Genomic DNA, 21,602 nt, shown 5'->3' on the forward strand with positions numbered 1-21,602 from the left:
TATCAAATCACCAAATCATTCCTCAGTAACAACCCGAATCCTTTCCTTAACTTGAGCTGCAATTTCTCGCGCTACAGCTACATCTTTATCCACCACAGTTACATGACCCATTTTCCTAAAAGGTCGGGTTTGTTTTTTGCCATAGATATGTGGAGTAACTCCTGGCATGGCTAGGATTTCTTCGATTCCATCATAAATAACATTTCCTGTATGACCTTCTTCACCTACTAAATTCACCATTACAGCAGCAACCGTGCTATCTGTGTTTCCTAACGGTAAGTCTAGTACACAACGTATATGCTGTTCAAACTGGTCGGTGACAGACCCTTCTATAGAATAATGACCAGAATTGTGTGGTCTTGGCGCTACTTCATTTACGAGTATGTCGCCATTTTTAGTTAAGAACATTTCTACTGCTAGCAATCCTACGTGATCGTAAGCAGCACTTACTTGCAATGCGATTTCACGAGCTTTTTGAGAAACTGTATCATCGATGCGTGCTGGACAAATCACATATTCTACCTGATTAGCTTCTGGATGAAATTCCATTTCTACAACAGGATAAGTTTTCATTTCTCCACTAGCATTTCGAGCGACTATCACAGCCAGTTCTAGCTCAAAATCAATCATATCCTCATAGATGCATTCTACTTGAGGTAAGTCGGCAAGGTCGCTTTCTTGACGTATTACTTTTACACCTTTACCATCATAGCCGCCTTCGGCACTTTTCCATATAAACGGATAGTTTTTACCATGGTTTAATTCTGGCGTAGCGTGAATTTGAAATGGAGCAGTCGGAATGTTGTTATCAAGATAAAACTGCTTTTGAACCGCTTTATTTCTGATTAAGTTCAATACACGAGCACTAGGAGAAACCGCGATACCTTTATCCTCTAAATCCTGGAGTGCTTGTACATTGACGTTTTCTATTTCAATAGTTAACACATCGACCTGTTCGCCAAACTCCATCACGGCCTGATAGTCCATAATATCTCCTTCAAAAAAGACAGTACAACCTTCAAAAGCAGGTGCTGTATCATCTTTATCCATAACATAAGTGGCGATATCCCATTTACGCGTGGTGTATAACATCATTTTACCTAGTTGTCCGCCGCCCAGAATCCCAAGCGTAAACGGTGAAGAAAAAAGTGGTGTGCTCATAAGGCAAAAATAAGAGGATAAATTGAACTTGAACTTGAACTTGAAGATGAATTTGAACAACAATATGAAATCACATGAATAAGCGCTATCAACAGCGGCTGTCAACTGCCTACTAAATACTATCTTTGCATAAAATATTTAAGAAGTGATTAAGATTCACGACCTCTATTTCAAACCTTTTTTAACGGCAACTCAAATCAACGATGCCGTTAATAACCTAGCGTATCAGCTTAACAGAGATCTGGCTAATAAGAAGCCTATTTTTTTAGGGATTCTTAACGGTAGCTACATGGTCATGGCAGACTTGACACGCAAGTTCAATCATGATTGTGAGATTGCCTTCCTTAGAGCATCTAGTTATGAAGGGACATCTTCCACTGGTGAGTTAGTAGAGACATTAAATGTTGATATAGACCTTACCGATAGGACAGTTGTTATTGTAGAAGATATTGTGGATACGGGATTAACTGTAGATATGCTTTCGCGAAAGCTGCTAAAACACAATCCTACTGCGTTACATGTAGCGACACTATTTTTAAAGCCAGAAGTTTATAATCGAGAATTAAAAATCGATTTTGTAGGTTTAAATATTGAAAACAAATTTGTCGTGGGATACGGCATGGATTATGATAATTTAGGGCGCAATTTGCCTGAACTTTACGTACAAACACAACGCATGAAAAACATTGTTTTATTCGGTCCTCCAGGAGCCGGAAAAGGAACCCAAGCAGAACGTTTAAAAGAAAAATACGGACTAGTTCATATCTCCACAGGAGACGTGTTCCGTTATAATATAAAAAATGGTACAGAATTAGGAACACTAGCAAAATCCTTTATGGATAAAGGGAATCTAGTTCCAGACGAGGTTACTATAAAAATGCTTAATGCTGAGGTAGAGAAAACACCTGATGCTGCTGGATTTATCTTTGATGGTTTTCCTAGAACTAATGCACAGGCCAAAGCACTAGACGAATTATTATCTTCTAAAGGGTCTGAGATAGCTGGTATGGTTGCTCTAGAGGTGGATGATGAAGTTCTAGTTAACAGATTATTAGAAAGAGGTAAAGCAAGCGGTAGACCAGATGATGCAAATGAAGGAGTCATAAGAGATCGCATCGCGGTCTACTACAAGCAAACAGCGCCACTTAAAGATTATTATATGGCACAAAATAAATACCATGGCGTTGATGGAGTAGGAGCACTAGATGAAATTACTGCTCGATTGAGTGTAGAGTTTGATAAACTTTAAGTAAATCAACTTTAAAGAAATTATTCTTGTGAACGTGTAAACTGTTTCATTTGAGTAAAAAGAATAAATAATTATTAAATGTGAACTAATTAGTGAGCTTTTAATAGACAACTTATATTAAGACAATGACCGAAGGAAATTTTGTAGACTATACTAAAGTACATCTCGAGTCGGGTCGCGGCGGGAAAGGAAGCACGCACCTGCACAGGGAAAAGTACATTGATAAGGGTGGTCCAGATGGTGGAGATGGTGGTCGTGGTGGTCACATTATCTTAAGAGGTAATAAGAATTTATGGACTCTGTATCATTTTAAATATAAGCGTCATTTTAAATCTGCTCAAGGAGGAAATGGAGCAAAGCAACGACGTACTGGTGAAGATGGAGATGATGTGTATATTGACTTACCATTAGGTACAGTCGTAAAAGATTCTGAAACCGGTAACGTGATTTATGAAATGCTTGAAGATGGAGCAGAATTTGTAATCTGTGAAGGTGGTAAAGGTGGTCGTGGTAACTGGCACTTTAAGAGCTCTACGAGACAAACGCCTCGTTATGCTCAACAAGGTATGGAAGGTACATCTTTAGATGCTATTTTTGAAATGAAAGTCCTTGCAGATGTAGGTCTGGTAGGATTTCCTAATGCCGGTAAATCAACATTACTTTCTGTAATTACTAGTGCAAAACCTAAGATTGCTAACTACGAGTTTACCACTTTAAAACCTAATCTAGGAATTGTAGAATATCGTGATTTTAAATCATTTGTTATAGCAGATATACCAGGTATTATTGAAGGTGCGGCAGATGGTAAGGGATTAGGTCATAGATTCTTAAGGCATATAGAGCGTAATTCAACTTTATTGTTTTTAATTCCTGCAGATTCTGACGATATAAGCGCTGAGTATGACATTCTTTTAAAAGAACTGAAAAAGTACAATCCAGAATTACTTGATAAAAATAGATTTGTGTGTATTTCAAAAGCAGATATGCTGGATGAAGAACTAATGGAGCAAATGAAAGAAGGACTGGATGAAGAAGGTGCTTTTGATGGTGCACCTTATATGTTTATTTCTTCACTATCGCAATTCCATATGCAGGAATTGAAAGATCGATTGTGGCAAATGCTTAACGAGTAAAAATCAATAACCCTTTAAATAATTTAAAGGGTTATTTTTTTAAATTACCTATTTTTCCAACTTTATCTATATACTTAATACTATGAGGTCAATTATCTATTGTTTGTTTTTTACCATATCCTTTATTTCTGTCGCTCAGGATTCTATGGACTATGTAGGTTTATGGTCTTTTAAAGAGTTAGACCGCAGCGCAATGGAAGCTATAGATGAAGATAAAATTAGATTAGTTACTAATATGTTTCAAGAAATGAAACTAGAAATTCTAGATACTGAAACCTATGAGATGCAATTTATGGGTGAAGTACAGCAGTCTAATTATACAAAAGCTGGTGATACTTTATTTCTAGATAAGGGCGACAAATTTATAATGTTGGGTGATGCTTTGGCCAGAATGGAGTCTGGTAATGCTAGATTAATATTTATACAAGGTGATTATACTAGTCAAAAAACGTACAGTTATTTTACTGAGGATGAGTATCTATTACAACCTTTTAAAATGGAGTCTTTACTAGGTAAGTGGAAGGTACAAGAAGTAAAAGCGGCAGAAGACGTTGAAGGTGCTGGCATGTATGAAATGATAGGGATAATGATTACCTTTAATTTTATTACTGAAGATGAGGTAGCACTAGGTATTTCAGGAATGCAAACGGTTGAGCATTATCAAATAGATATGGATACTCAAGAATTAATATTTATTAAACCCGATGCTGAAGAAAATAGGATGTATACTATCGTACAAGTGTCTGAAGAATATATGATTGTTCAACATATAAAAGAAAAGACTTACTTATACATGGTTAGAGAATAAGTGCATCTATAGATTTTTATACTCCAAATTGTTCAAAGTGATGGTTTAAATGTTTCCATTGCATAATGCCCCATTGATCTTTAGTGAAATTTCCAAATACGGGATGCGGATCTCTATTTTCATTATTACGATCTTCCCATAGTTCCTGCATCCATTTTTGTAAGCTGGCTTTCTCCTCATTGAAATCATAATCACCATTGCTTCTAAATTGTGGTGGAGTAGGTGAGTTCTTTCTATAAGGTTTAGGACTATAGAGCATCTTTTTAAATAGTGCCTTAATCAGCCAGTTAGATTTCATATTAATATCTGATTTACCTAACGCAATCTTTACAGGTGCCTGGCAGTGGTTTACCATTTGAGCAGCGTTCATCTTTCCCCATTCCGGTTGAGAATCGGGATTGATTTTTTCTAAACGTTCCTGTAATTCTTGATAAGCATCAGGTTCAAAAAAGGATTTCATAAGTGTTTTGTTAGTATAGTAGATAAGGTTGGCGCATGGCGTTATAGGTCATAAGGCCTTCTTGCCAGCTTGCTCGTATTTCTTCAGCAGTCATTCCTGCTTCAATTTGTTTTTGTAATTCTTCTGTTCCAGCTAGTTTAGTAAAAAATGAATTGAAAAAGTTTTTCTTAGTAGGCGCTTTCGCGTAAGCGTCAATTAAAAAGTTCAAATCTATTTGATTAAGCCTTGAATGATTTCTCAAATCTACACCAAAACATTTTTTTCCATTATGCAATGGTCTTTTTGCTCCTTCATTAGGCGTTGGTGTAAAAGAAAAATCCCGGTAAGTTGCAAGAACAGGAGAACCAAATACTTGAAATTGCATTTCAGTACCACGTCCCACACTGATGTCTGTTCCTTCAAAAAAGCATAAACTAGGATAAAGGTTGATTGCTTGATCATTAGGTAGATTAGGGGAAGGTTTTATAGGTAAAGAATAGTTATCAGTTCTTCTATAATCATTCATTTTTAAAACCATTAGATCACATTTCAGACCATATTCTAGCCATCTTTCTCCATTAATCATTTGAGCATATTCACCTATAGTCATTCCGTGTACTACAGGAACTGGATGCATGCCTACAAAGCTTTTATGCTCTGGCTCTAAAATAGGTCCGTCAACATAATGTCCGTTAGGATTAGGTCTATCTAGAACAACAACTTTCTTATCTAATCTAGAGCAAGCCTCCATAACATAATGTAGTGTGGAAATATATGTGTAGAATCTTGCGCCTACATCTTGTATATCAAAGATGACGATGTCTACATCTTCAAGCTGTTTTGCGGTAGGTTTTTTATTAGAGCCATAAAGAGAAATGATAGGTAGTCCTGTTTTTGAATCGATACCATCTTTTATAGTGGCGCCAGCATCAGCCGTTCCACGGAAACCATGTTCAGGTGCAAATACTTTTTTTACCAGTACACCACGACTCAATAAGGTATCTACTAAATGTGTGTAGGTAACGACTTCTGGCTCATCCCAATTGGTTTTATTGCTTTTGGCACTAGATCTTACTACGCTAGTTTGATTACTAACTACGGCAACACTACGTCCCTTAAATAAGGCGATCCATTGTTGTATGTTATCTGCTGCTGGAGTAGGTTGGTTCTTTAAAGGACTTTTAGATTGTATTACTTTACGACTAGCAACTAGTGAGTCAGATACTTTTTCAGACTTGGCTGTTGTTTTATTTTTATGATTGATTTTTGCATCGCAAGAAATCATGGTTAAAGCGATAGCTAATATGGTATATTTGAAAATCATAAAAGAATAAGTGAATTTAGAGTATTTCATAGCAAAAAGAGTGCAAAGTAGTGCCGCCTATAAAAATAGCGTAAGTGCACCGATTATAAAAATAGCAATTGCCGCAATTGCCATAGGTGTAATAGTTATGTTAATAGCCATTGCCACTGGTGTCGGACTACAAAAAAAGATTAAAGAAAAAGTTAGTGCCTTTAATGGACATGTGAGTATTTCCCTTTACGACCGCAATAACTCTATCACCACCGTAAAACCTATATCTTTAAATCAAGATTTCTATCCAGAATTTAAATCTGTTCCAGAGGTAACCCATGTGCAAGCGGTTGCCACGCTAGGAGGCATGATTAGAACCGAAAAAGATTTTGAAGGTATTATTCTCAAAGGAGTTGGTACAGATTATGATTGGTCTTACTTTAAAGATTTTTTAATAGATGGTGTCTTGCCTGATATGACATTGGAAAATACTACTAGGGATATTTTAATATCAGATGACATCGCTCGCAGATTGCAACTTAAGGTAGGCGATAAAGCGCCAACTTATTTTGTGAAACCAGATGCTTCTTCAAATGGTAATCCTACTATTTCAAGAGGCTTCACAGTTTCTGGAATTTATGATAGCGGTCTGGAAGAGTATGATACTAAATTTATCATAGGTGATATAAGACATATTCAAAAAATTAATAAATGGGAAATTGATCAAATAGGGAAATTTGAAGTCTTTATAGATGATTTTGATCAACTTGATCAATTAGGTATTAAAATATTTCAAAATACAGATTCCTTATTAAACAGTCAGACCATAAAGCAACAATATCCCACTATATTCTCTTGGTTAGCTTTACTAGATTCAAATATTTATGGAATTATTGCTATAATTCTAGTAGTAGGTATTATTAATATGATTACCGCATTATTGGTTCTTATTTTAGATCGTACTCGTATGATAGGTATCTTAAAGGCGCTAGGTGCAGGAAATTGGTTAGTGCGCAAAATATTCTTATACAATGCGATGAGCTTGATTTTACAAGGACTCATTATAGGAAATGCGGTAGGTTTAAGCTTAATAGGAATTCAGTATTTCTTTAGTCCATTTACTCTAGATCCTGCAACCTACTATGTGACTGAAGCTCCTGTTTATATCTCGCTATGGCATATAATAGCACTTAATTTAGGGACTTTTGTCTTGTGTTTATTAGTACTCATTATACCTTCATTTATAATCAGTAAAATATCACCGGTAAAAGCGATGAGGTTTGAGTAGTAATGCTATTCAAGAGCTTAGTTTTCTTTTTATTTCGCTTCCGCGAAAGCGTCATTAAAATCAATTAACAAATCAATAAGGCTATTGAGGTATAAGAACTTATGCAAAACATTATTTTTGCATCTCAATTAAGAATATGGAATACGCAGAAAATATATTAGGTACTATAGGGAATACACCTCTAGTTAAGATGAACAAGCTAGTAGAAGACCTACCATGTCTAGTACTTGCAAAGTATGAAACTTTTAATCCTGGTAACTCGACAAAGGATCGTATGGGATTAAAAATGGTTGAAGATGCTGAGGCTGATGGACGTTTAAAACCAGGAGGAACTATTATAGAAGGTACTAGTGGAAACACTGGTATGGGACTTGCTCTAGCAGCGATTACCAAAGGTTATAAGTTAATATGTGTACTTGCAGATAAACAATCTAAAGAGAAAATGGATATCCTACGTGCTGTAGGTGCTGAGGTTTATGTATGCCCTACTAATGTAGAGCCAGATGATCCACGTTCTTATTACTCTACAAGTAAGCGATTGAGTGAAGAGATACCTAATTCATGGTATGTAAATCAATACGATAACCCGTCAAATGCACAAGCACATTATGAGAGTACTGGTCCAGAAATCTGGAAACAGACCGATGGGAAAATCACCCATTTTGTGGTAGGTGTAGGTACTGGAGGAACTATAAGCGGTGTAGGTAAATATTTAAAGGAACAAAACCCTAATATTAAAATTCACGGTATTGATACTTACGGTTCTGTATTTAAAAAATATCATGAGACAGGAATCTTTGACGAGAATGAAATTTACTCATACGTTACTGAAGGAATAGGAGAAGATATCTTACCTAAAAATGTGAACTTTGAAATTATAGATCACTTTACTAAAGTGACTGATAAGGATGCTGCCATCTATACAAGAAGATTAGCAAAAGAGGAAGGAATGTTTCTAGGGAATAGTGCTGGGTCTGCAATTAAAGGTTTAAGACAGATTCATAAAGAATATGGGTTTACTAAAGATGATGTTGTAGTAGTGTTATTTCATGATCATGGTAGTCGTTATGTAGGAAAGTTTTTTAACGATGATTGGATGCTTGAAAAAGGATATATTAATGAAGATGGTTCTTATCCAGAAGAGGATAAATAAGAATTTAATTAAGTCAAAAAGCCCCAAAATCTATATTAGAGTTTGGGGCTTTTTTTATTGAGGTTAACTATTATCTTTTAATCAATTTATAAGTTAAGGAGCTATTTCTATTCAATCTAACTAAATACATTCCTGTTGAAAGCTCAGGTAATTCTATGTTAATTGAATTTGAGGAAGTATCAAGTTCTTTGCTTAAAATTAAACGACCATTTAAATTTAATACCTCAATATATCTAGGGCCGTTTTGATCTAAGAAGTTAATGGAAAAGTTATTTCCGTTTAAAGGGTTAGGGTAGATACTGAATCCATCTTTTTCAATATTTGTAATGCTTAGAGTAACATTTACTTCGAGAAAATCTGGGATTCCAGATCCATCTGTATCATCATCTGTTGGGTCACCATTGTTATTGTAGTCTTCATTAATAGTTAAAACTCCATCTCCGTCATCATCGTCATCTAGATAGTTTTCAATTCCATCTCCGTCTGTATCTAGAAAAGGAACGTTTTCTATTCTATAACCAGTAGCACTTATCTCTATAGCGGTAGGCACACCATCACCATCATCGTCACCATCTTGATAGTTAGGTATTCCGTCTCCATCAGTATCATCATCATTAAGATTTCCGTTTCCATTTAAATCTTCACTCAAATCAGGTATTCCATCATTATCTGTATCTGTGAGCGGTTGAGTAGTAAGTAATAAGTCAAAATCTACAATAATATTTGAGCATAACATATTTGTATTGTCCACTCTTGCATAAATAGTTTGTGGATTGGTCATATTTGCAAAAGCACTAGTACTTCCAATAGGATTGGTTTGCGATTGAGCATCTGCAAGAGTCGTGTAGTATAAAACTGATGTTGTTATAGGGTTTAAACCACCAATAATTCTTGAGGTATTAAAATCTAGATTAAAATTTTCAGTTCCATTTCCGTCACTATCATATCTGTATAAATCAACCGCTTCAAAATCTGTTTGAGGATCAAGAACTTCTATACAATATTGTTCAGTATAAGTACAGCCGTTATTATCTGTTGTAGTAAAATCGTAACAATTTAATCCTGTCTGTGTAGGTGTAATTGAAATTTGATTTGTTCCTGTAGAGGTTATATCTGGACTTGAAAACCATGATTCACTTATTATTGCTGGATTAGTGTAATTCACACTAGATTCTAAACCAACTCCGAATTTCATAAACCAGCTGAATATGTATCCATTGTCTATTGACAAATTATCGGTTATTCTTAATCTCCATACTCCATTTAGTGGTACTCCAGTAAGGTTATTAAAAGGCGTTTCAGATGCGTAATCACCAGCAGGAATCGTTGTATTTGTAATCGCTGCAGTTGTCATAGTTGTTGTAGCTTGAGTTGTGAAACAGTAATCATATCCTATGCCAGGAGTCGTTGTCACATCGTCTACTGGTTCACCTAGAAAAGTTCCGCCACCTGAGTTAGGATAGGGAATAAGATCTATCGCAGTCCCATTAGGAGCAACTAACTCTATTCTCAAATCGCCTAAATAAGAATGTTCGATATTCATACATACACCCAAGAAATTTGCTGGATTAACTAAAGTCGCACCGTCAGGAAAACAATCTATTATTATTACAGTTTGGTAGCTAACTCCATTGCCATCAGGTAAAAAAGTTGTGCCAGCTACAAAAGCTGCATCATCACAAGTTAGTACTGTATCTATTTGTGAAGTAGTAGTTATATCCATTGAATCTCCTAAACATAGAACAGGCGTATCTGTTGCAGTATAGTCTAAAACTGGCTCTGGAGAAACCACAACGGTTACATAATCTGTTGCGCCTACTGGATTAGAATTTTGATCAGTAGTGCGTAGTTGTACAAAGAACGCACCTGAATTGTTAAATTGTTGATTTGCAACTCTAATATTTTGATTACCTAAATTTCCAAAATCCCATTCAAACATATAGTTTAAGCCATCGATGGCCGTGAAATCTATAGTGTCTCCTGGGCAAATTTCAATGATGTTATTTACCGCCGCAGGTAAAGTGCTCTCGATTCCGGAATTTTGAGAAATCCCCAAAATTGATGACAAGATAAATAGATAAGTAAAGAGTGTTTTCATGATTTAGCTATGAGGTTCTTTCCTATAAAAGTAGGTAAATATTTGACTGCTAAGTGTTTTTGTGTATATTTTCACAAGTATTGTTTCGGGTTACAATTAAATACTTAATTCATGCAAGAAGATTTTATCCATTATCTCTGGAAGTTTAAAAAACTAAGTGGCCAGCAATTGCAAACCACAGAAGGTAAGTCGGTCGTGATTAAATCTTTAGGAACACACAATTTTCATTCAGGTCCCGATTTCTTTAACGGTAGATTAGAAATCGATGGTCAGGAATGGGCTGGTAATATTGAAATGCATGTAAAAGCTAGTGACTGGTACTTGCATGGTCATGATGATGATCCTGCTTACGATAATGTCATATTGCACGTGGTATGGATACATGATGCAGAGATTTCTCGCCGAGATGAGGTAAATATTCCTGTGCTAGAAGTCAGTAAATATGTGCCCAAAGCATTAGTGAAAAGCTATCAAAAACTTTTTGCTGTTAAAAACAATCAATTTATTAATTGTGAAAATGACTTTGCTACAGTAGATGATTTCAAGAAAGTTCAGTGGTTTGAAAAATTATTTTTTGAAAGATTAGAGCAACGCAGTATTCATATAAATAGAATATTAAAACAAACTCATAACGATTGGGAAGCTTTATTTTTTCAAGTATTATGTAGAAGTTTTGGGACTAAAATTAATGGCGATGCTTTTGAACAATTAGCACAAAGTATAGATTCAAGTACGGTACGCAAACTTGCAAAAGACGCATTTCAATTAGAAGCGACGCTTTTGGGTCAGGCAGGCTTACTTAATGATATTAAAGAGGATCGTTATTATAAATTATTAGTTGATGAATACGCTTTCGCGAAAGCAAAATTTCAATTACAGCCGGCTTTAATACCTATGAAGTTTTTTAGATTAAGACCTGCAAACTATCCTACCATACGTATTTCTCAACTCGCAATGCTTTATCATAGAACGCCACATTTATTTGGTGAAGTTTTACTTACAAAATCCAGAACCGAAATTCACAAATTATTTGAAGTCAAAGCGGCATCTTACTGGGATATGCACCATGTATTTGATAAAGAGACTAAATCAAGGGAAAAAACATTAACGCCATCTTTTATTGATCTGGTAATTATTAATTGCATAGTCCCTATAAAATTTGCACACGCACAGTTTACTGGAAGAGATAAAACGGAAGAGTTACTAGAATTAATGTATGATTTAAAACCAGAGTCTAATACTGTAGTTGATGAATTTAAAAAGTTGACTAAAATTACTAACGGATTAGAATCGCAAGCAGTACTGCAATTAAAACCTCAATATTGTGATACGAATAAGTGTCTAAGTTGCGATATAGGTGTTTCACTTATAAGATATGTCTAGTTGATGTAGTGTTATTAGCCCCTTATGATTAAATTTACAACATGGGAATAGTTACAGGATTGAGACATTACATGGAGAAGTATGGCTTCTATGTATCATCACGTATCGCAGACCGCATGGGAATGCGCGCTCGCAATGTGCGTATTACCTTTATTTATTTCACGTTTGCAACATTAGGAGTGGGTTTTGGGGTCTATCTTATTATAGCCTTCTGGCTTAAAATTAAAGACATGCTTTATGTCAAAAGAAGTTCTGTATTTGATCTCTAAAATATAATAATCTCGTGCGTTCAAAAATAGCTGTTGCCATTACCTTGCTTATTACTATCCTTTTGATAGGTGTACTAGGATTTAAATTTGTTCAAGGTTTATCTTGGGTAGATGCTATTTATATGACAGTCATTACTATCTCCACAGTAGGTTATCGGGAGGTAGAGTTGCCTAATGATCAGACTAAAATATTTATAGTATTACTTTTACTTTTTAGCGTTGTAATTGTAGGTTATGCTGTATCAGTCATTACAGAATATTTAATATCACGCAGCTCTTTAAAGGATATGAGAGCAAAAAGAAAGCAAAAACATATTGATGCTATGGAAAATCATATTATAGTGTGCGGTTATGGCCGTAACGGTAGACAGGCTGTAGAGAAACTTATTGATTATCACAGAGAATTTATTATCATAGAAAAAAGTCAAGAAGTTATCGATGATTGTGGACTGGATAGTAACCTATTTTTAAGAGGAAATGCAAACGAAGATGAGGTCCTAATAAAAGCAGGAATAGAAAGAGCTTCTACTCTTATAACTGCATTACCTGACGATGCAGATAATCTTTTTACCGTTTTAAGTGCTAGACAACTTAATAAGTCACTAAAAATTATTTCTCGTGCGAGTGAAGAAACAAGTTATAAAAAGCTAAAACTAGCAGGTGCAGATAATGTAATACTACCTGATAAGATAGGTGGCGAGCATATGGCATCACTTATTGTAAGTCCTGATTTGATCGAGTTTTGGGATAATTTAAGTTATGGTGGTGATGAAGGTGTTAACCTTGAACAAGTGTCATTTGAGCAAATGTTTGATGATAATGGAGATTGTTCAATCATCGACTTAAACCTTAGGCAAAAAACAGGTTGTACAATCATAGGTTACAAATCACCAGACGGAAATTACACCGTAAATCCAGATCCTAAAATGATGCTTACAGCTGGTTCAAAAATCATAGTAGTAGGAAATACACAGCAAATTTTAAACCTGCAGAAGGTCTATAGAATTAACAATGAGGTAACATAAGTGCCTTTAAAACTTTTAAAAAGCAAGATTTTTGTGCATCTTGCTGACTTAACCAAAATTTAAATCAAAAAAAGAATGAAACGTATTTATAAAGTATGTTTATCAATGCTGGCTTTTATTATGCCTGCATTAGTTTTTGCGCAAGAGGCTGCGGAGAAAGGATTAGATGAAAAGATTGATGATGCCTTTGGTTGGGCAACAGGTGATTATGTACAAGGAGTGTTTTATCAAATTCCATTTACAGATGAAATCAAAATATACTGGGTGCTATTCCCTTTAATATTAGGAGCCTTATTCTTTACTTTCTATTTTAAGTTTATCAATTTTACTGGTGTTTGGAGAGCTATTCAAGTGGTGCGAGGTAAATATGAAGATATCGAAAAATATGGAGCTGAAGAGCTTTATGGTGAAGACGGTATCGCAAACGGCGTGGATATTAACACCGTAGATGATATAGAAGCTCACATTGATGAGGTATCTGATGAAATCACTGTTGATGGTGATATTAAAGATACAATACGTGATGAAAGTTCTGATGGTGAGGTTTCTCACTTCCAGGCTTTAACGGCTGCATTATCTGCAACTGTTGGATTGGGTAACATCGCTGGTGTGGCGGTAGCGGTATCTGTAGGTGGTGCAGGAGCAACCTTCTGGATGATAGTTGCTGGGTTCTTAGGAATGGCTTCTAAATTTGTAGAGTGTACTCTAGGTGTAAAGTATAGAGATGTAGGTCCTGATGGAACTATATATGGTGGACCTATGTATTACTTGACTAAAGGTTTAAAATCCATGGGTCTTGCAGGTCTTGGAAAAGTACTCGCAGTATTGTTTGCAATTATGTGTATAGGTGGATCTTTTGGTGGTGGAAATATGTTTCAAGCAAATCAAGCAGCACAAATGGTTGAGAATATCACAGGTGGTACAGAATCGTTTTTGTATGGTTATAAATGGGCTTTTGGTTTGTTTATGGCAGTATTTGTAGGTATTGTAATCATAGGAGGAATAAAGTCTATTGCTAAGGTGACAGATAAAATTGTTCCGTTTATGGTGGCGATTTATGTAGGTGCATCACTTTGGGTGATTTTTGCTCGTTTTGATATGATAGGTGATGCGTTCACTCAAATTATCGATGGTGCCTTTAGTCCAGAAGGTATAGCAGGTGGAGCTATTGGGGTGTTGATACAAGGATTCCGTAGAGCAGCATTCTCAAATGAGGCCGGTGTAGGTAGTGCGTCTATTGCACACTCAGCAGTAAAGACTAAATATGCAGCAAGTGAAGGATTAGTAGCCTTATTAGAGCCATTTATTGACACAGTAGTTGTTTGTACTATGACTGCTTTGGTTTTAATCATTACTGGTAATGTAAGTTCTGAAAATGCTGGGCTTAATGATGCAGATGCCATCTTATTAACCTCAGGTGCTTTCGAATCAGTAATAAGCTGGTTCCCTTATGTTCTTACATTGGCTGTTGTTTTATTTGCCTTTTCAACAATGATTTCTTGGTCTTACTACGGATATCAAGCATGGGCTTACCTTTTTGGAAGAACAACGAGAACAGAGTATACGTATAAGATATTATTCTGTGTGTTTGTTGTAGTAGGGTCAGCGGCAAGTTTAGGAAATGTAATAGGCTTCTCAGATGCGATGATATTTTCTATGATGGTGCCTAATATGATCGGTATTGTTCTATTGGCACCTAAGGTAAAGAAAGAGCTTAATAGATATATGGGTGCTATTAGATTAAAAGCAAAAGCTATCGACTAATCTTTAATAAATGAAAAATTTTAATTCCCTCTTTTTGTTTAATCGTAAACAGCAAAGAGGGATTTTTGTATTAATTATTTTATTATTTCTAGTACTTATAATCTATTTCATTGCTGGGAATAGAGATCGTCAATCTCTCATAGTAGAAGATACAAGTGTATATCAAAGGCAAGTAGATTCTTTAAAATCTCTTGCAATTGCAAAACAAAACAAAATTTATCCTTTTAATCCTAACTATATTACAGACTATCGTGGTTATGTGTTGGGGCTTAGTGAAGAAGAGTTAGGGAGGTTACATCGCTTTCGCGAAAGCAACAAATGGATTAATTCCAAAAAAGATTTTCAAAATGTCACCGGTGTTTCAGATCAGTGGCTAGATAGCATAAGTCCTTATTTTAAATTTCCAGAATGGGTCACTAATCCCAAAAAGCAAAACACATATCAGACATCCTTTAAAAAACGAAAGGTTGTTGTTAAAGATATTAATGTAGCTACTCAGGAAGAACTCAAGGCTGTTTACGGTATAGGTCCAGCATTATCTCAAAGAATAATTAAAGAACGGGATTTTCTAAAGGGCTTTATAGATATGAAACAAGTAAGAAGTGTTTACGGTATTTCAGATTCTACCATGATTCAGTTAAAAAAACATTTCTATATTAATAAATCTAGTGGCGCTAGAATAGCTCTTAATACGGCAACGAGAGAAGAGCTGTTAAGTGTTCCCTATTTTAACGACTATCTAGTAGATCAACTTATAAAGCAACGTGTTCTAAGAGAAGGCTTCAAAAGTTGGGATAAAGTTGTGTTAACCTCTAGATTTCCAGAAGAAAAATTAGAGCTAATTCAGCTATATTTGACACTTGACTAAATCAATAGTTTAACTATTTTATATGTATTCAAAATATTTTACTGAAGAACATAATGTCTTCAGACAGAGTTTTAGAGATTTTCTTAATAAAGAAGCTGTTCCGCACATCGATAGGTGGGAAGAAACAGGTAAGATTGATCGCGAGATTTTTGAAAAAATGGGTGAAATGGGATATTTTGCTTTGTATTACCCAGAAGAATATGGCGGTTTAAATCTTGATTTCTTTTACACCGTTATATTTCTTGAAGAAATGCAGCGTATCAATTCTGGTGGTTTTGCTGCAGCTATGTGGGTTCAGGCATTTTTAGGAGCGCAACATCTACTCAAGGAAGGAGATGAACGTATTAAACAAGAGTATCTCGTGCCAACCTTAACAGGTGAGAAAATAGGATGTCTAGGTATTACAGAGCCTTTTGGTGGTAGTGATGTTGCAGGAATGAGAACCACAGCGGTTAAAGATGGTGATCATTATGTAATCAATGGTTCAAAAACCTTTATTACTAATGGTGTTTATAGTGATTATTTAGTAATCGCTGCAAAGACTGATCCAGATGCAAAAGGTCGTGGGATTTCTATTTTTGTTATGGACCGAGACACTCCAGGGATAAGTGCTACAAAACTGAATAAATTGGGGTGGAGAGCCAGTGATACAGGAGAAATAGGTTTTGATAATGTACGGATTCCTGCAGAAAATTTAATGGGAGAAGAAGGAAAAGGGTTTCCTTACATCATGCAGCATTTTGCATTAGAAAGGCTTATTATGGGTATAAATGCTCACGCAAGAGCAGAGTATGCCTTAGAATATACAGCCCAATATATGAAGGAGCGTACTGCCTTTGGAACTACTATAGATAAGTTTCAGGCCTTACGTCACGGCTTGGCAGATATGTACAGTGAAGTAGAGATGGCAAAAAATTTCAATTATTCTATTTCTGAGCAACTCGATCAAGGCTTATATCCAGTTAAGGAAGCTAGTATGTCTAAACTAGTCTCAACAAAAATAGCTGATGAGGTGATTTATAAATGTTTGCAATACTTAGGTGGTTATGGTTATATAGAGGAGTATCCTCTTGCCAGAATGTGGCGTGATAGTCGTCTAGGGCCTATCGGTGGTGGGACCAGTGAGATCATGCGTGAGATCATTGCAAAGATGGTAATGGATGGTAAGGATTATAAGCCTGCTGCAAAATAAATAGATTTGTTAAATTACGCTTTCGCGAAAGCGTAATTGATAAAAAGTATTGTAATTATAAATAAAAATGTATTTTTGCCATCCCAAAGAAAGGAGGTGATGACACTATGTTAATAATACCAGTTAAAGACGGAGAAAATATCGATAGAGCCCTAAAGCGTTTCAAAAGAAAATTTGATCGTACAGGAAAGATGCGTGAACTACGTAGAAGACAACAGTTTACTAAACCATCTGTTGCTAAAAGAGCTCAAAAGATAAAAGCTTCTTACATACAGCACTTAAGAGATGCAGAGAATATCTAGTATTTCTTAAATTATTAAAGACCGCTAGTGGTAAAATACTTAATTTTACTGTCTAGCGGTTTTTTTATGTCTTTACAATCCTTTCTAGATTATTTATCCCTTGAGAAGAAATATTCTCAGCATACCGTTATAGCTTATAAAAGAGATTTGCAACAACTTGCTGCTTTTTTGCATGAAGAGTATGATCTATGCTTAAATCAAGCGACTTACCCTTTGATAAGGACTTGGTTAAGTGCATTGCTTGACGCTGAACTCAGTGCAAGAACGATTAATCGCAAGGTGGCTGCATTTAAGAGTTATTATAAGTTTTTACTTGCTACTGGGTGTATAGATTTCCATCCCTTATCTAAGCATAAAAGTCTTAAAGTTTCAAAAACTATACAGATTCCGTTTTCTAAAGATGAAGTTCAGCAAATTTTAGATAGTACTTATGACCCCTCAAACTTTGAGGTAGTTAGGGATTTACTTCTTATAGAGTTGTTTTATGTAACGGGAATGAGAAAGGAAGAGATGATAAATCTTAAAATTTCAGATGTGAATCTACCGTATAAAACTATTAGGGTTTTGGGTAAACGCAATAAAGAGCGTATAATTCCATTATTAGAGTCAATTGTGCCAAAACTAGACACTTATTTAAGTTTGAGAAATCAGGTTGTAGATGGGAATCGTCAGGAATTATTATTGACTAAAAAAGGAGATAAACTTTATTCTGGTCTTGTGTATAGGATTATTAAATCGTATTTTAGTAAGGTATCTCAAAAGGTAAAAACGAGTCCACATATTTTAAGGCATTCTTTTGCTACTCATCTATTAGATGAAGGTGCAGATTTAAATGCGGTAAAGGAATTATTAGGGCATGCTAGTCTCGCTTCTACTCAGGTTTATACTCATTCTAGTATGGCAATGTTAAAAGGGGTATATAAAAATGCGCATCCGCGCTCAATTAAAGATTAATTAAATAAATAGCTTATGAAGGTAAATGTGCAGTCTGTGAATTTTAATGCAGACGTTAAACTGATTGAATTTATTCAAGAACGATTAGATAAACTAGAACATTTTTACAGTAAGATCATAAATGCAGATGTTTATCTAAAAGTTCAAAAAACTTCATCGCCTGAAAATAAAATTATTGAAGTAAGGTTATTTGTGCCTGGTGAGGACCTAATTGCCTCAAAGACATGTAAATCCTTTGAGCAATGTATAGATGAATGTGCAGATGCTTTAGAGCGTCAACTTAAAAAAAGGAAGGAAAAACAGAATTCTCATTAATTTTTTTTAAAAAATATTTTGTGAATTAAAAAATACTCTTACATTTGCAGTCCGTTAGAAATAGCGGACTTTTTTACGCAAGTGAAAAAGCTTAAAAGCCGATGTAGCTCAGCTGGCTAGAGCAGCTGATTTGTAATCAGCAGGTCGTGGGTTCGAGTCCCTCCATCGGCTCTTTAAAATACTAAGTCTTTATTGACTTATTGGGGAGATACTCAAGCGGCCAACGAGGACGGACTGTAACTCCGTTGGGAAACCTTCGCAGGTTCGAATCCTGCTCTCCCCACACAGTATCTTATGTGTTGAGATATGTTGAAATTATGAATACCATTCAGCAATTTAATTGTTGATAAATGCGAGAGTAGCTCAGTTGGTAGAGCGTCAGCCTTCCAAGCTGAATGTCGCCGGTTCGAACCCGGTCTCTCGCTCTAAGTTTTAAGTGTGCGTTAACGCATGTTTTTTAAGGTCAACTCTGTTCCTTAAATCTATAATGGTTTAATCGCCGGTGTAGCTCAGGGGTAGAGCGTTTCCTTGGTAAGGAAGAGGTCACGAGTTCAAATCTCGTCATTGGCTCTGAATAAAAAGGTCTCTAGTTGAGGCCATTACTAGTATATGCTGATTTGGTTTTGCCTTATTAGTATTTGAAATGAACACTAATATAAATTAAGATTATAAATTATGGCTAAAGAAACGTACGATCGTTCGAAACCCCACCTAAATGTAGGAACAATTGGTCACGTTGACCACGGTAAAACTACACTTACTGCTGCAATTACGAAAGTTCTTGCTGATGCTGGTTTCTCTAATGCGACAAGTTTTGATCAAATTGACAACGCTCCTGAAGAAAAAGAGCGTGGTATTACTATTAACTCATCACACGTTGAGTATCAAACAGAGAACAGACACTACGCACACGTAGATTGTCCTGGTCACGCCGATTATGTGAAGAACATGGTTACTGGTGCTGCTCAAATGGATGGAGCAATTCTTGTGGTTGCTGCAACTGATGGTCCTATGCCACAGACGCGTGAGCACATTCTTTTAGGTAGACAAGTAGGTATACCTCGTATCGTTGTATTCCTTAATAAAGTGGATATGGTGGATGATGAAGAGCTTCTTGAGTTAGTTGATATGGAGGTTCGTGATTTGTTATCTTTTTATGAGTATGATGGTGACAATGGTCCTGTTGTTTCGGGTTCTGCGTTAGGTGCGTTGAACGGTGAGCAAAAATGGGTTGATACAGTTCTTGAGTTGATGGACGCTGTTGATTCTTGGATTGAGGAGCCTGTTCGTGATATGGATAAGCCGTTCTTGATGCCAATCGAAGATGTGTTTTCTATTACAGGTCGTGGTACTGTTGCAACTGGTCGTATAGAGACTGGTGTTGCTAATACTGGAGATCCTGTAGAGATCATTGGTATGGGTGCTGAGAAGTTAACTTCTACTATTACTGGTATTGAGATGTTCCGTCAGATTCTTGATAGAGGTGAAGCTGGTGATAATGCTGGTATCCTTTTAAGAGGTATTGAGAAGACTCAGATTTCACGTGGTATGGTTATCGTTAAGCCTGGATCTGTTACTCCTCATGCTAAGTTTAAGGCAGAAGTTTATATTCTTAAGAAAGAAGAAGGTGGACGTCATACTCCATTCCATAATAATTATCGTCCGCAGTTCTATGTTAGAACAACTGACGTAACTGGTAATATCGCTTTACCTTCAGGTGTTGAGATGGTTATGCCTGGTGATAACTTAACTATTACAGTTGATTTAATTCAGCCTATTGCATTAAACTTAGGTTTACGTTTTGCTATCCGTGAAGGTGGTAGAACCGTTGGAGCTGGTCAAGTTACTGAAATTCTAGATTAATTTTCTAGTATTAAAATTTAAGTATCCTATCTTTTAGATAGGATACTTTCCCTTTGTTAAGAGCATTTCTTAATAAATACGGGTTTAGCTCAGTTGGTAGAGCACTGGTCTCCAAAACCAGGTGTCGGGAGTTCGAGCCTCTCAACCCGTGCATTATCGAGTTTTCTCGAAATTAATAACAAAATCTATAGAGATTTTATAATAGAATTCTATTTATGGGATTAGTAAGTTACGTAAAAGAATCGTACAGTGAATTAACAAACCATGTGTCTTGGCCTTCTTGGTCAGAGGCTCAAAAGTTAACTGTAACGGTTGCTGTTTTTTCAATAGTATTTGCCTTGATAATTTGGGGTATTGATTCCGTTTTTAGTAAAGTTATTACTAATTATTTCTCTTGGATTAAGAATAGTTAAAAACCACATTATGGCAGTTGATAGTAACGAAGTGATGCATTGGTATGTGGTAAGATCTGTAAGTGGTCAAGAAAATAAAATTAAGGATTATATAGAATCTGAAATTGCTCATCATAACTTACAAGATTTTTTAAAGCAAATTTTAGTTCCTACCGAAAAAGTCGTTCAGATTCGTAATGGTAAGAAGATTAATAAAGAGAAGGTTTATTTTCCTGGTTATATTATGATTCAGGCTAGGCTTGAAGGAGAGGTTCCTCATATAATTAAATCTGTAAACGGAGTTATTGGCTTCTTAGGTGAAACTAAAGGCGGTGATCCCGTTCCTCTTAGGAAAAGCGAAGTGAATAGAATGCTAGGTAAGGTTGATGAACTAGCAGAACAAGTAGATAATATAGCTATTCCGTTTAAAGTTGGTGAAACAATTAAGGTTGTTGATGGTCCTTTTAACGGTTTTAATGGTACTATCGAGAAGGTTAATGAAGAGAAGCGTAAGCTTGAGGTGATGGTGAAGATTTTCGGTCGAAAGACTCCATTGGAGTTGAGCTATATGCAAGTAGAGAAAGTATAAATGTTGCGTTTTAGATAATCAAAAGGCTTCCACTTTTTGTTTATCATATAAATTGAAATTTTT

At 35.7% G+C, this 21,602-nt stretch carries 21 protein-coding genes and 5 tRNA genes; 22 read left to right on the forward strand and 4 right to left on the reverse strand.

The window, feature by feature from the left end; all coding sequences use genetic code 11:
- Positions 1–15: 15 nt before the first annotated feature.
- Positions 16–1,161 (reverse strand): 5-(carboxyamino)imidazole ribonucleotide synthase, encoded by a 1,146-nt coding sequence (locus BST92_RS08300; protein WP_105071033.1) that lies wholly within the window; start codon positions 1,159–1,161, stop codon positions 16–18.
- A 145-nt stretch (positions 1,162–1,306) separates the two neighbouring features.
- On the opposite strand from BST92_RS08300, the gene BST92_RS08305 reads away from it, so the two are divergent.
- From BST92_RS08305 to BST92_RS08315, 3 genes are all read left to right on the forward strand, one after another.
- Positions 1,307–2,410 (forward strand): adenylate kinase, encoded by a 1,104-nt coding sequence (locus BST92_RS08305; protein ID WP_105071034.1) that lies wholly within the window; start codon positions 1,307–1,309, stop codon positions 2,408–2,410.
- Positions 2,411–2,535: 125 nt separating this feature from the next.
- Positions 2,536–3,543 (forward strand): GTPase ObgE, encoded by a 1,008-nt coding sequence (gene obgE, locus BST92_RS08310; protein ID WP_105071035.1) that lies wholly within the window; start codon positions 2,536–2,538, stop codon positions 3,541–3,543.
- An 82-nt stretch (positions 3,544–3,625) separates the two neighbouring features.
- Positions 3,626–4,351 carry a hypothetical protein gene (locus BST92_RS08315; protein WP_146105128.1) on the forward strand — a complete coding sequence of 242 codons (726 nt, stop codon included), beginning with the start codon at positions 3,626–3,628 and terminating at the stop codon, positions 4,349–4,351.
- Between the two features lie 16 nt (positions 4,352–4,367).
- On the opposite strand, the gene BST92_RS08320 is transcribed toward BST92_RS08315, so the two are convergent.
- Positions 4,368–4,811, reverse strand: a complete 444-nt coding sequence (locus tag BST92_RS08320) for a DUF1569 domain-containing protein (RefSeq protein ID WP_105071037.1) — start codon at positions 4,809–4,811, stop codon at positions 4,368–4,370.
- A gap of 10 nt (positions 4,812–4,821) precedes the next feature.
- Positions 4,822–6,144: an exo-beta-N-acetylmuramidase NamZ family protein gene (locus tag BST92_RS08325; RefSeq protein WP_245910889.1), complete on the reverse strand. Its 1,323-nt coding sequence runs from the start codon at positions 6,142–6,144 to the stop codon at positions 4,822–4,824.
- Between BST92_RS08325 and BST92_RS08330 the strand changes: the two genes are divergently transcribed.
- Together BST92_RS08330 and BST92_RS08335 are read left to right on the forward strand one after the other, a co-directional pair.
- Positions 6,125–7,372, forward strand: coding sequence for an ABC transporter permease (locus tag BST92_RS08330; protein ID WP_105071038.1), 1,248 nt, complete (start codon positions 6,125–6,127; stop codon positions 7,370–7,372). The two genes, BST92_RS08325 and BST92_RS08330, sit on opposite strands and share 20 nt — an antisense overlap.
- Positions 7,373–7,508: 136 nt before the next feature.
- A complete protein-coding gene (locus BST92_RS08335; protein WP_105071039.1) occupies positions 7,509–8,525 on the forward strand; it encodes a PLP-dependent cysteine synthase family protein in 1,017 nt (338 codons plus the stop codon).
- A gap of 70 nt (positions 8,526–8,595) precedes the next feature.
- Here BST92_RS08335 and BST92_RS08340 read toward each other — a convergent pair whose 3' ends face one another.
- Complete coding sequence (locus BST92_RS08340; protein WP_105071040.1) at positions 8,596–10,623, reverse strand: T9SS type A sorting domain-containing protein; 2,028 nt, start codon at positions 10,621–10,623, stop codon at positions 8,596–8,598.
- A 111-nt stretch (positions 10,624–10,734) separates the two neighbouring features.
- Here BST92_RS08340 and BST92_RS08345 point away from each other — a divergent pair, with 111 nt between their 5' ends.
- The 17 genes from BST92_RS08345 to nusG all read left to right on the forward strand — a co-directional run bounded on the left by BST92_RS08345 (position 10,735) and on the right by nusG (position 21,539).
- Complete coding sequence (locus tag BST92_RS08345) at positions 10,735–12,006, forward strand: DUF2851 family protein (RefSeq protein ID WP_105071041.1); 1,272 nt, start codon at positions 10,735–10,737, stop codon at positions 12,004–12,006.
- 41 nt (positions 12,007–12,047) lie between these two features.
- Positions 12,048–12,275 (forward strand): PspC family transcriptional regulator, encoded by a 228-nt coding sequence (locus tag BST92_RS08350; protein WP_105071042.1) that lies wholly within the window; start codon positions 12,048–12,050, stop codon positions 12,273–12,275.
- A 14-nt stretch (positions 12,276–12,289) separates the two neighbouring features.
- Entirely contained in the window at positions 12,290–13,300 is a 1,011-nt protein-coding gene (locus tag BST92_RS08355; protein ID WP_105071043.1) for a potassium channel family protein, read from the forward strand.
- Positions 13,301–13,375: 75 nt separating this feature from the next.
- Positions 13,376–15,064, forward strand: a complete 1,689-nt coding sequence (locus BST92_RS08360) for an alanine/glycine:cation symporter family protein (RefSeq protein WP_211292466.1) — start codon at positions 13,376–13,378, stop codon at positions 15,062–15,064.
- A gap of 10 nt (positions 15,065–15,074) precedes the next feature.
- Positions 15,075–15,932, forward strand: coding sequence for a helix-hairpin-helix domain-containing protein (locus BST92_RS08365; protein WP_105071045.1), 858 nt, complete (start codon positions 15,075–15,077; stop codon positions 15,930–15,932).
- Between the two features lie 22 nt (positions 15,933–15,954).
- Positions 15,955–17,124 (forward strand): acyl-CoA dehydrogenase family protein, encoded by a 1,170-nt coding sequence (locus tag BST92_RS08370; RefSeq protein WP_105071046.1) that lies wholly within the window; start codon positions 15,955–15,957, stop codon positions 17,122–17,124.
- A gap of 107 nt (positions 17,125–17,231) precedes the next feature.
- Entirely contained in the window at positions 17,232–17,426 is a 195-nt protein-coding gene (gene rpsU / locus BST92_RS08375; protein ID WP_040003208.1) for a 30S ribosomal protein S21, read from the forward strand.
- Between the two features lie 27 nt (positions 17,427–17,453).
- A complete protein-coding gene (locus BST92_RS08380) occupies positions 17,454–18,380 on the forward strand; it encodes a tyrosine-type recombinase/integrase (RefSeq protein ID WP_342747850.1) in 927 nt (308 codons plus the stop codon).
- A gap of 15 nt (positions 18,381–18,395) precedes the next feature.
- Positions 18,396–18,695, forward strand: a complete 300-nt coding sequence (hpf, locus tag BST92_RS08385) for a ribosome hibernation-promoting factor, HPF/YfiA family (RefSeq protein ID WP_105071048.1) — start codon at positions 18,396–18,398, stop codon at positions 18,693–18,695.
- A gap of 97 nt (positions 18,696–18,792) precedes the next feature.
- Positions 18,793–18,866, forward strand: a tRNA-Thr gene (locus BST92_RS08390).
- A 31-nt stretch (positions 18,867–18,897) separates the two neighbouring features.
- Positions 18,898–18,978, forward strand: a tRNA-Tyr gene (locus BST92_RS08395).
- 69 nt (positions 18,979–19,047) lie between these two features.
- Positions 19,048–19,120: transfer RNA gene (locus tag BST92_RS08400), tRNA-Gly, on the forward strand.
- Positions 19,121–19,193: 73 nt separating this feature from the next.
- Positions 19,194–19,265, forward strand: a tRNA-Thr gene (locus BST92_RS08405).
- 105 nt (positions 19,266–19,370) lie between these two features.
- Positions 19,371–20,558 carry an elongation factor Tu gene (gene tuf / locus BST92_RS08410; protein WP_105071049.1) on the forward strand — a complete coding sequence of 396 codons (1,188 nt, stop codon included), beginning with the start codon at positions 19,371–19,373 and terminating at the stop codon, positions 20,556–20,558.
- A 78-nt stretch (positions 20,559–20,636) separates the two neighbouring features.
- Positions 20,637–20,709: transfer RNA gene (locus BST92_RS08415), tRNA-Trp, on the forward strand.
- A 64-nt stretch (positions 20,710–20,773) separates the two neighbouring features.
- Positions 20,774–20,971 (forward strand): preprotein translocase subunit SecE, encoded by a 198-nt coding sequence (gene secE, locus BST92_RS08420; protein WP_105071050.1) that lies wholly within the window; start codon positions 20,774–20,776, stop codon positions 20,969–20,971.
- 10 nt (positions 20,972–20,981) lie between these two features.
- The gene (gene nusG, locus BST92_RS08425) at positions 20,982–21,539 is read left to right on the forward strand and encodes a transcription termination/antitermination protein NusG (RefSeq protein WP_105071051.1); all 558 of its coding nucleotides are present in this window, start codon (positions 20,982–20,984) and stop codon (positions 21,537–21,539) included.
- The last annotated feature ends 63 nt before the right edge of the window (positions 21,540–21,602 follow it).

The sequence above is a fragment of the Nonlabens arenilitoris genome (genome assembly GCF_002954765.1).
Taxonomy (GTDB): domain Bacteria; phylum Bacteroidota; class Bacteroidia; order Flavobacteriales; family Flavobacteriaceae; genus Nonlabens; species Nonlabens arenilitoris.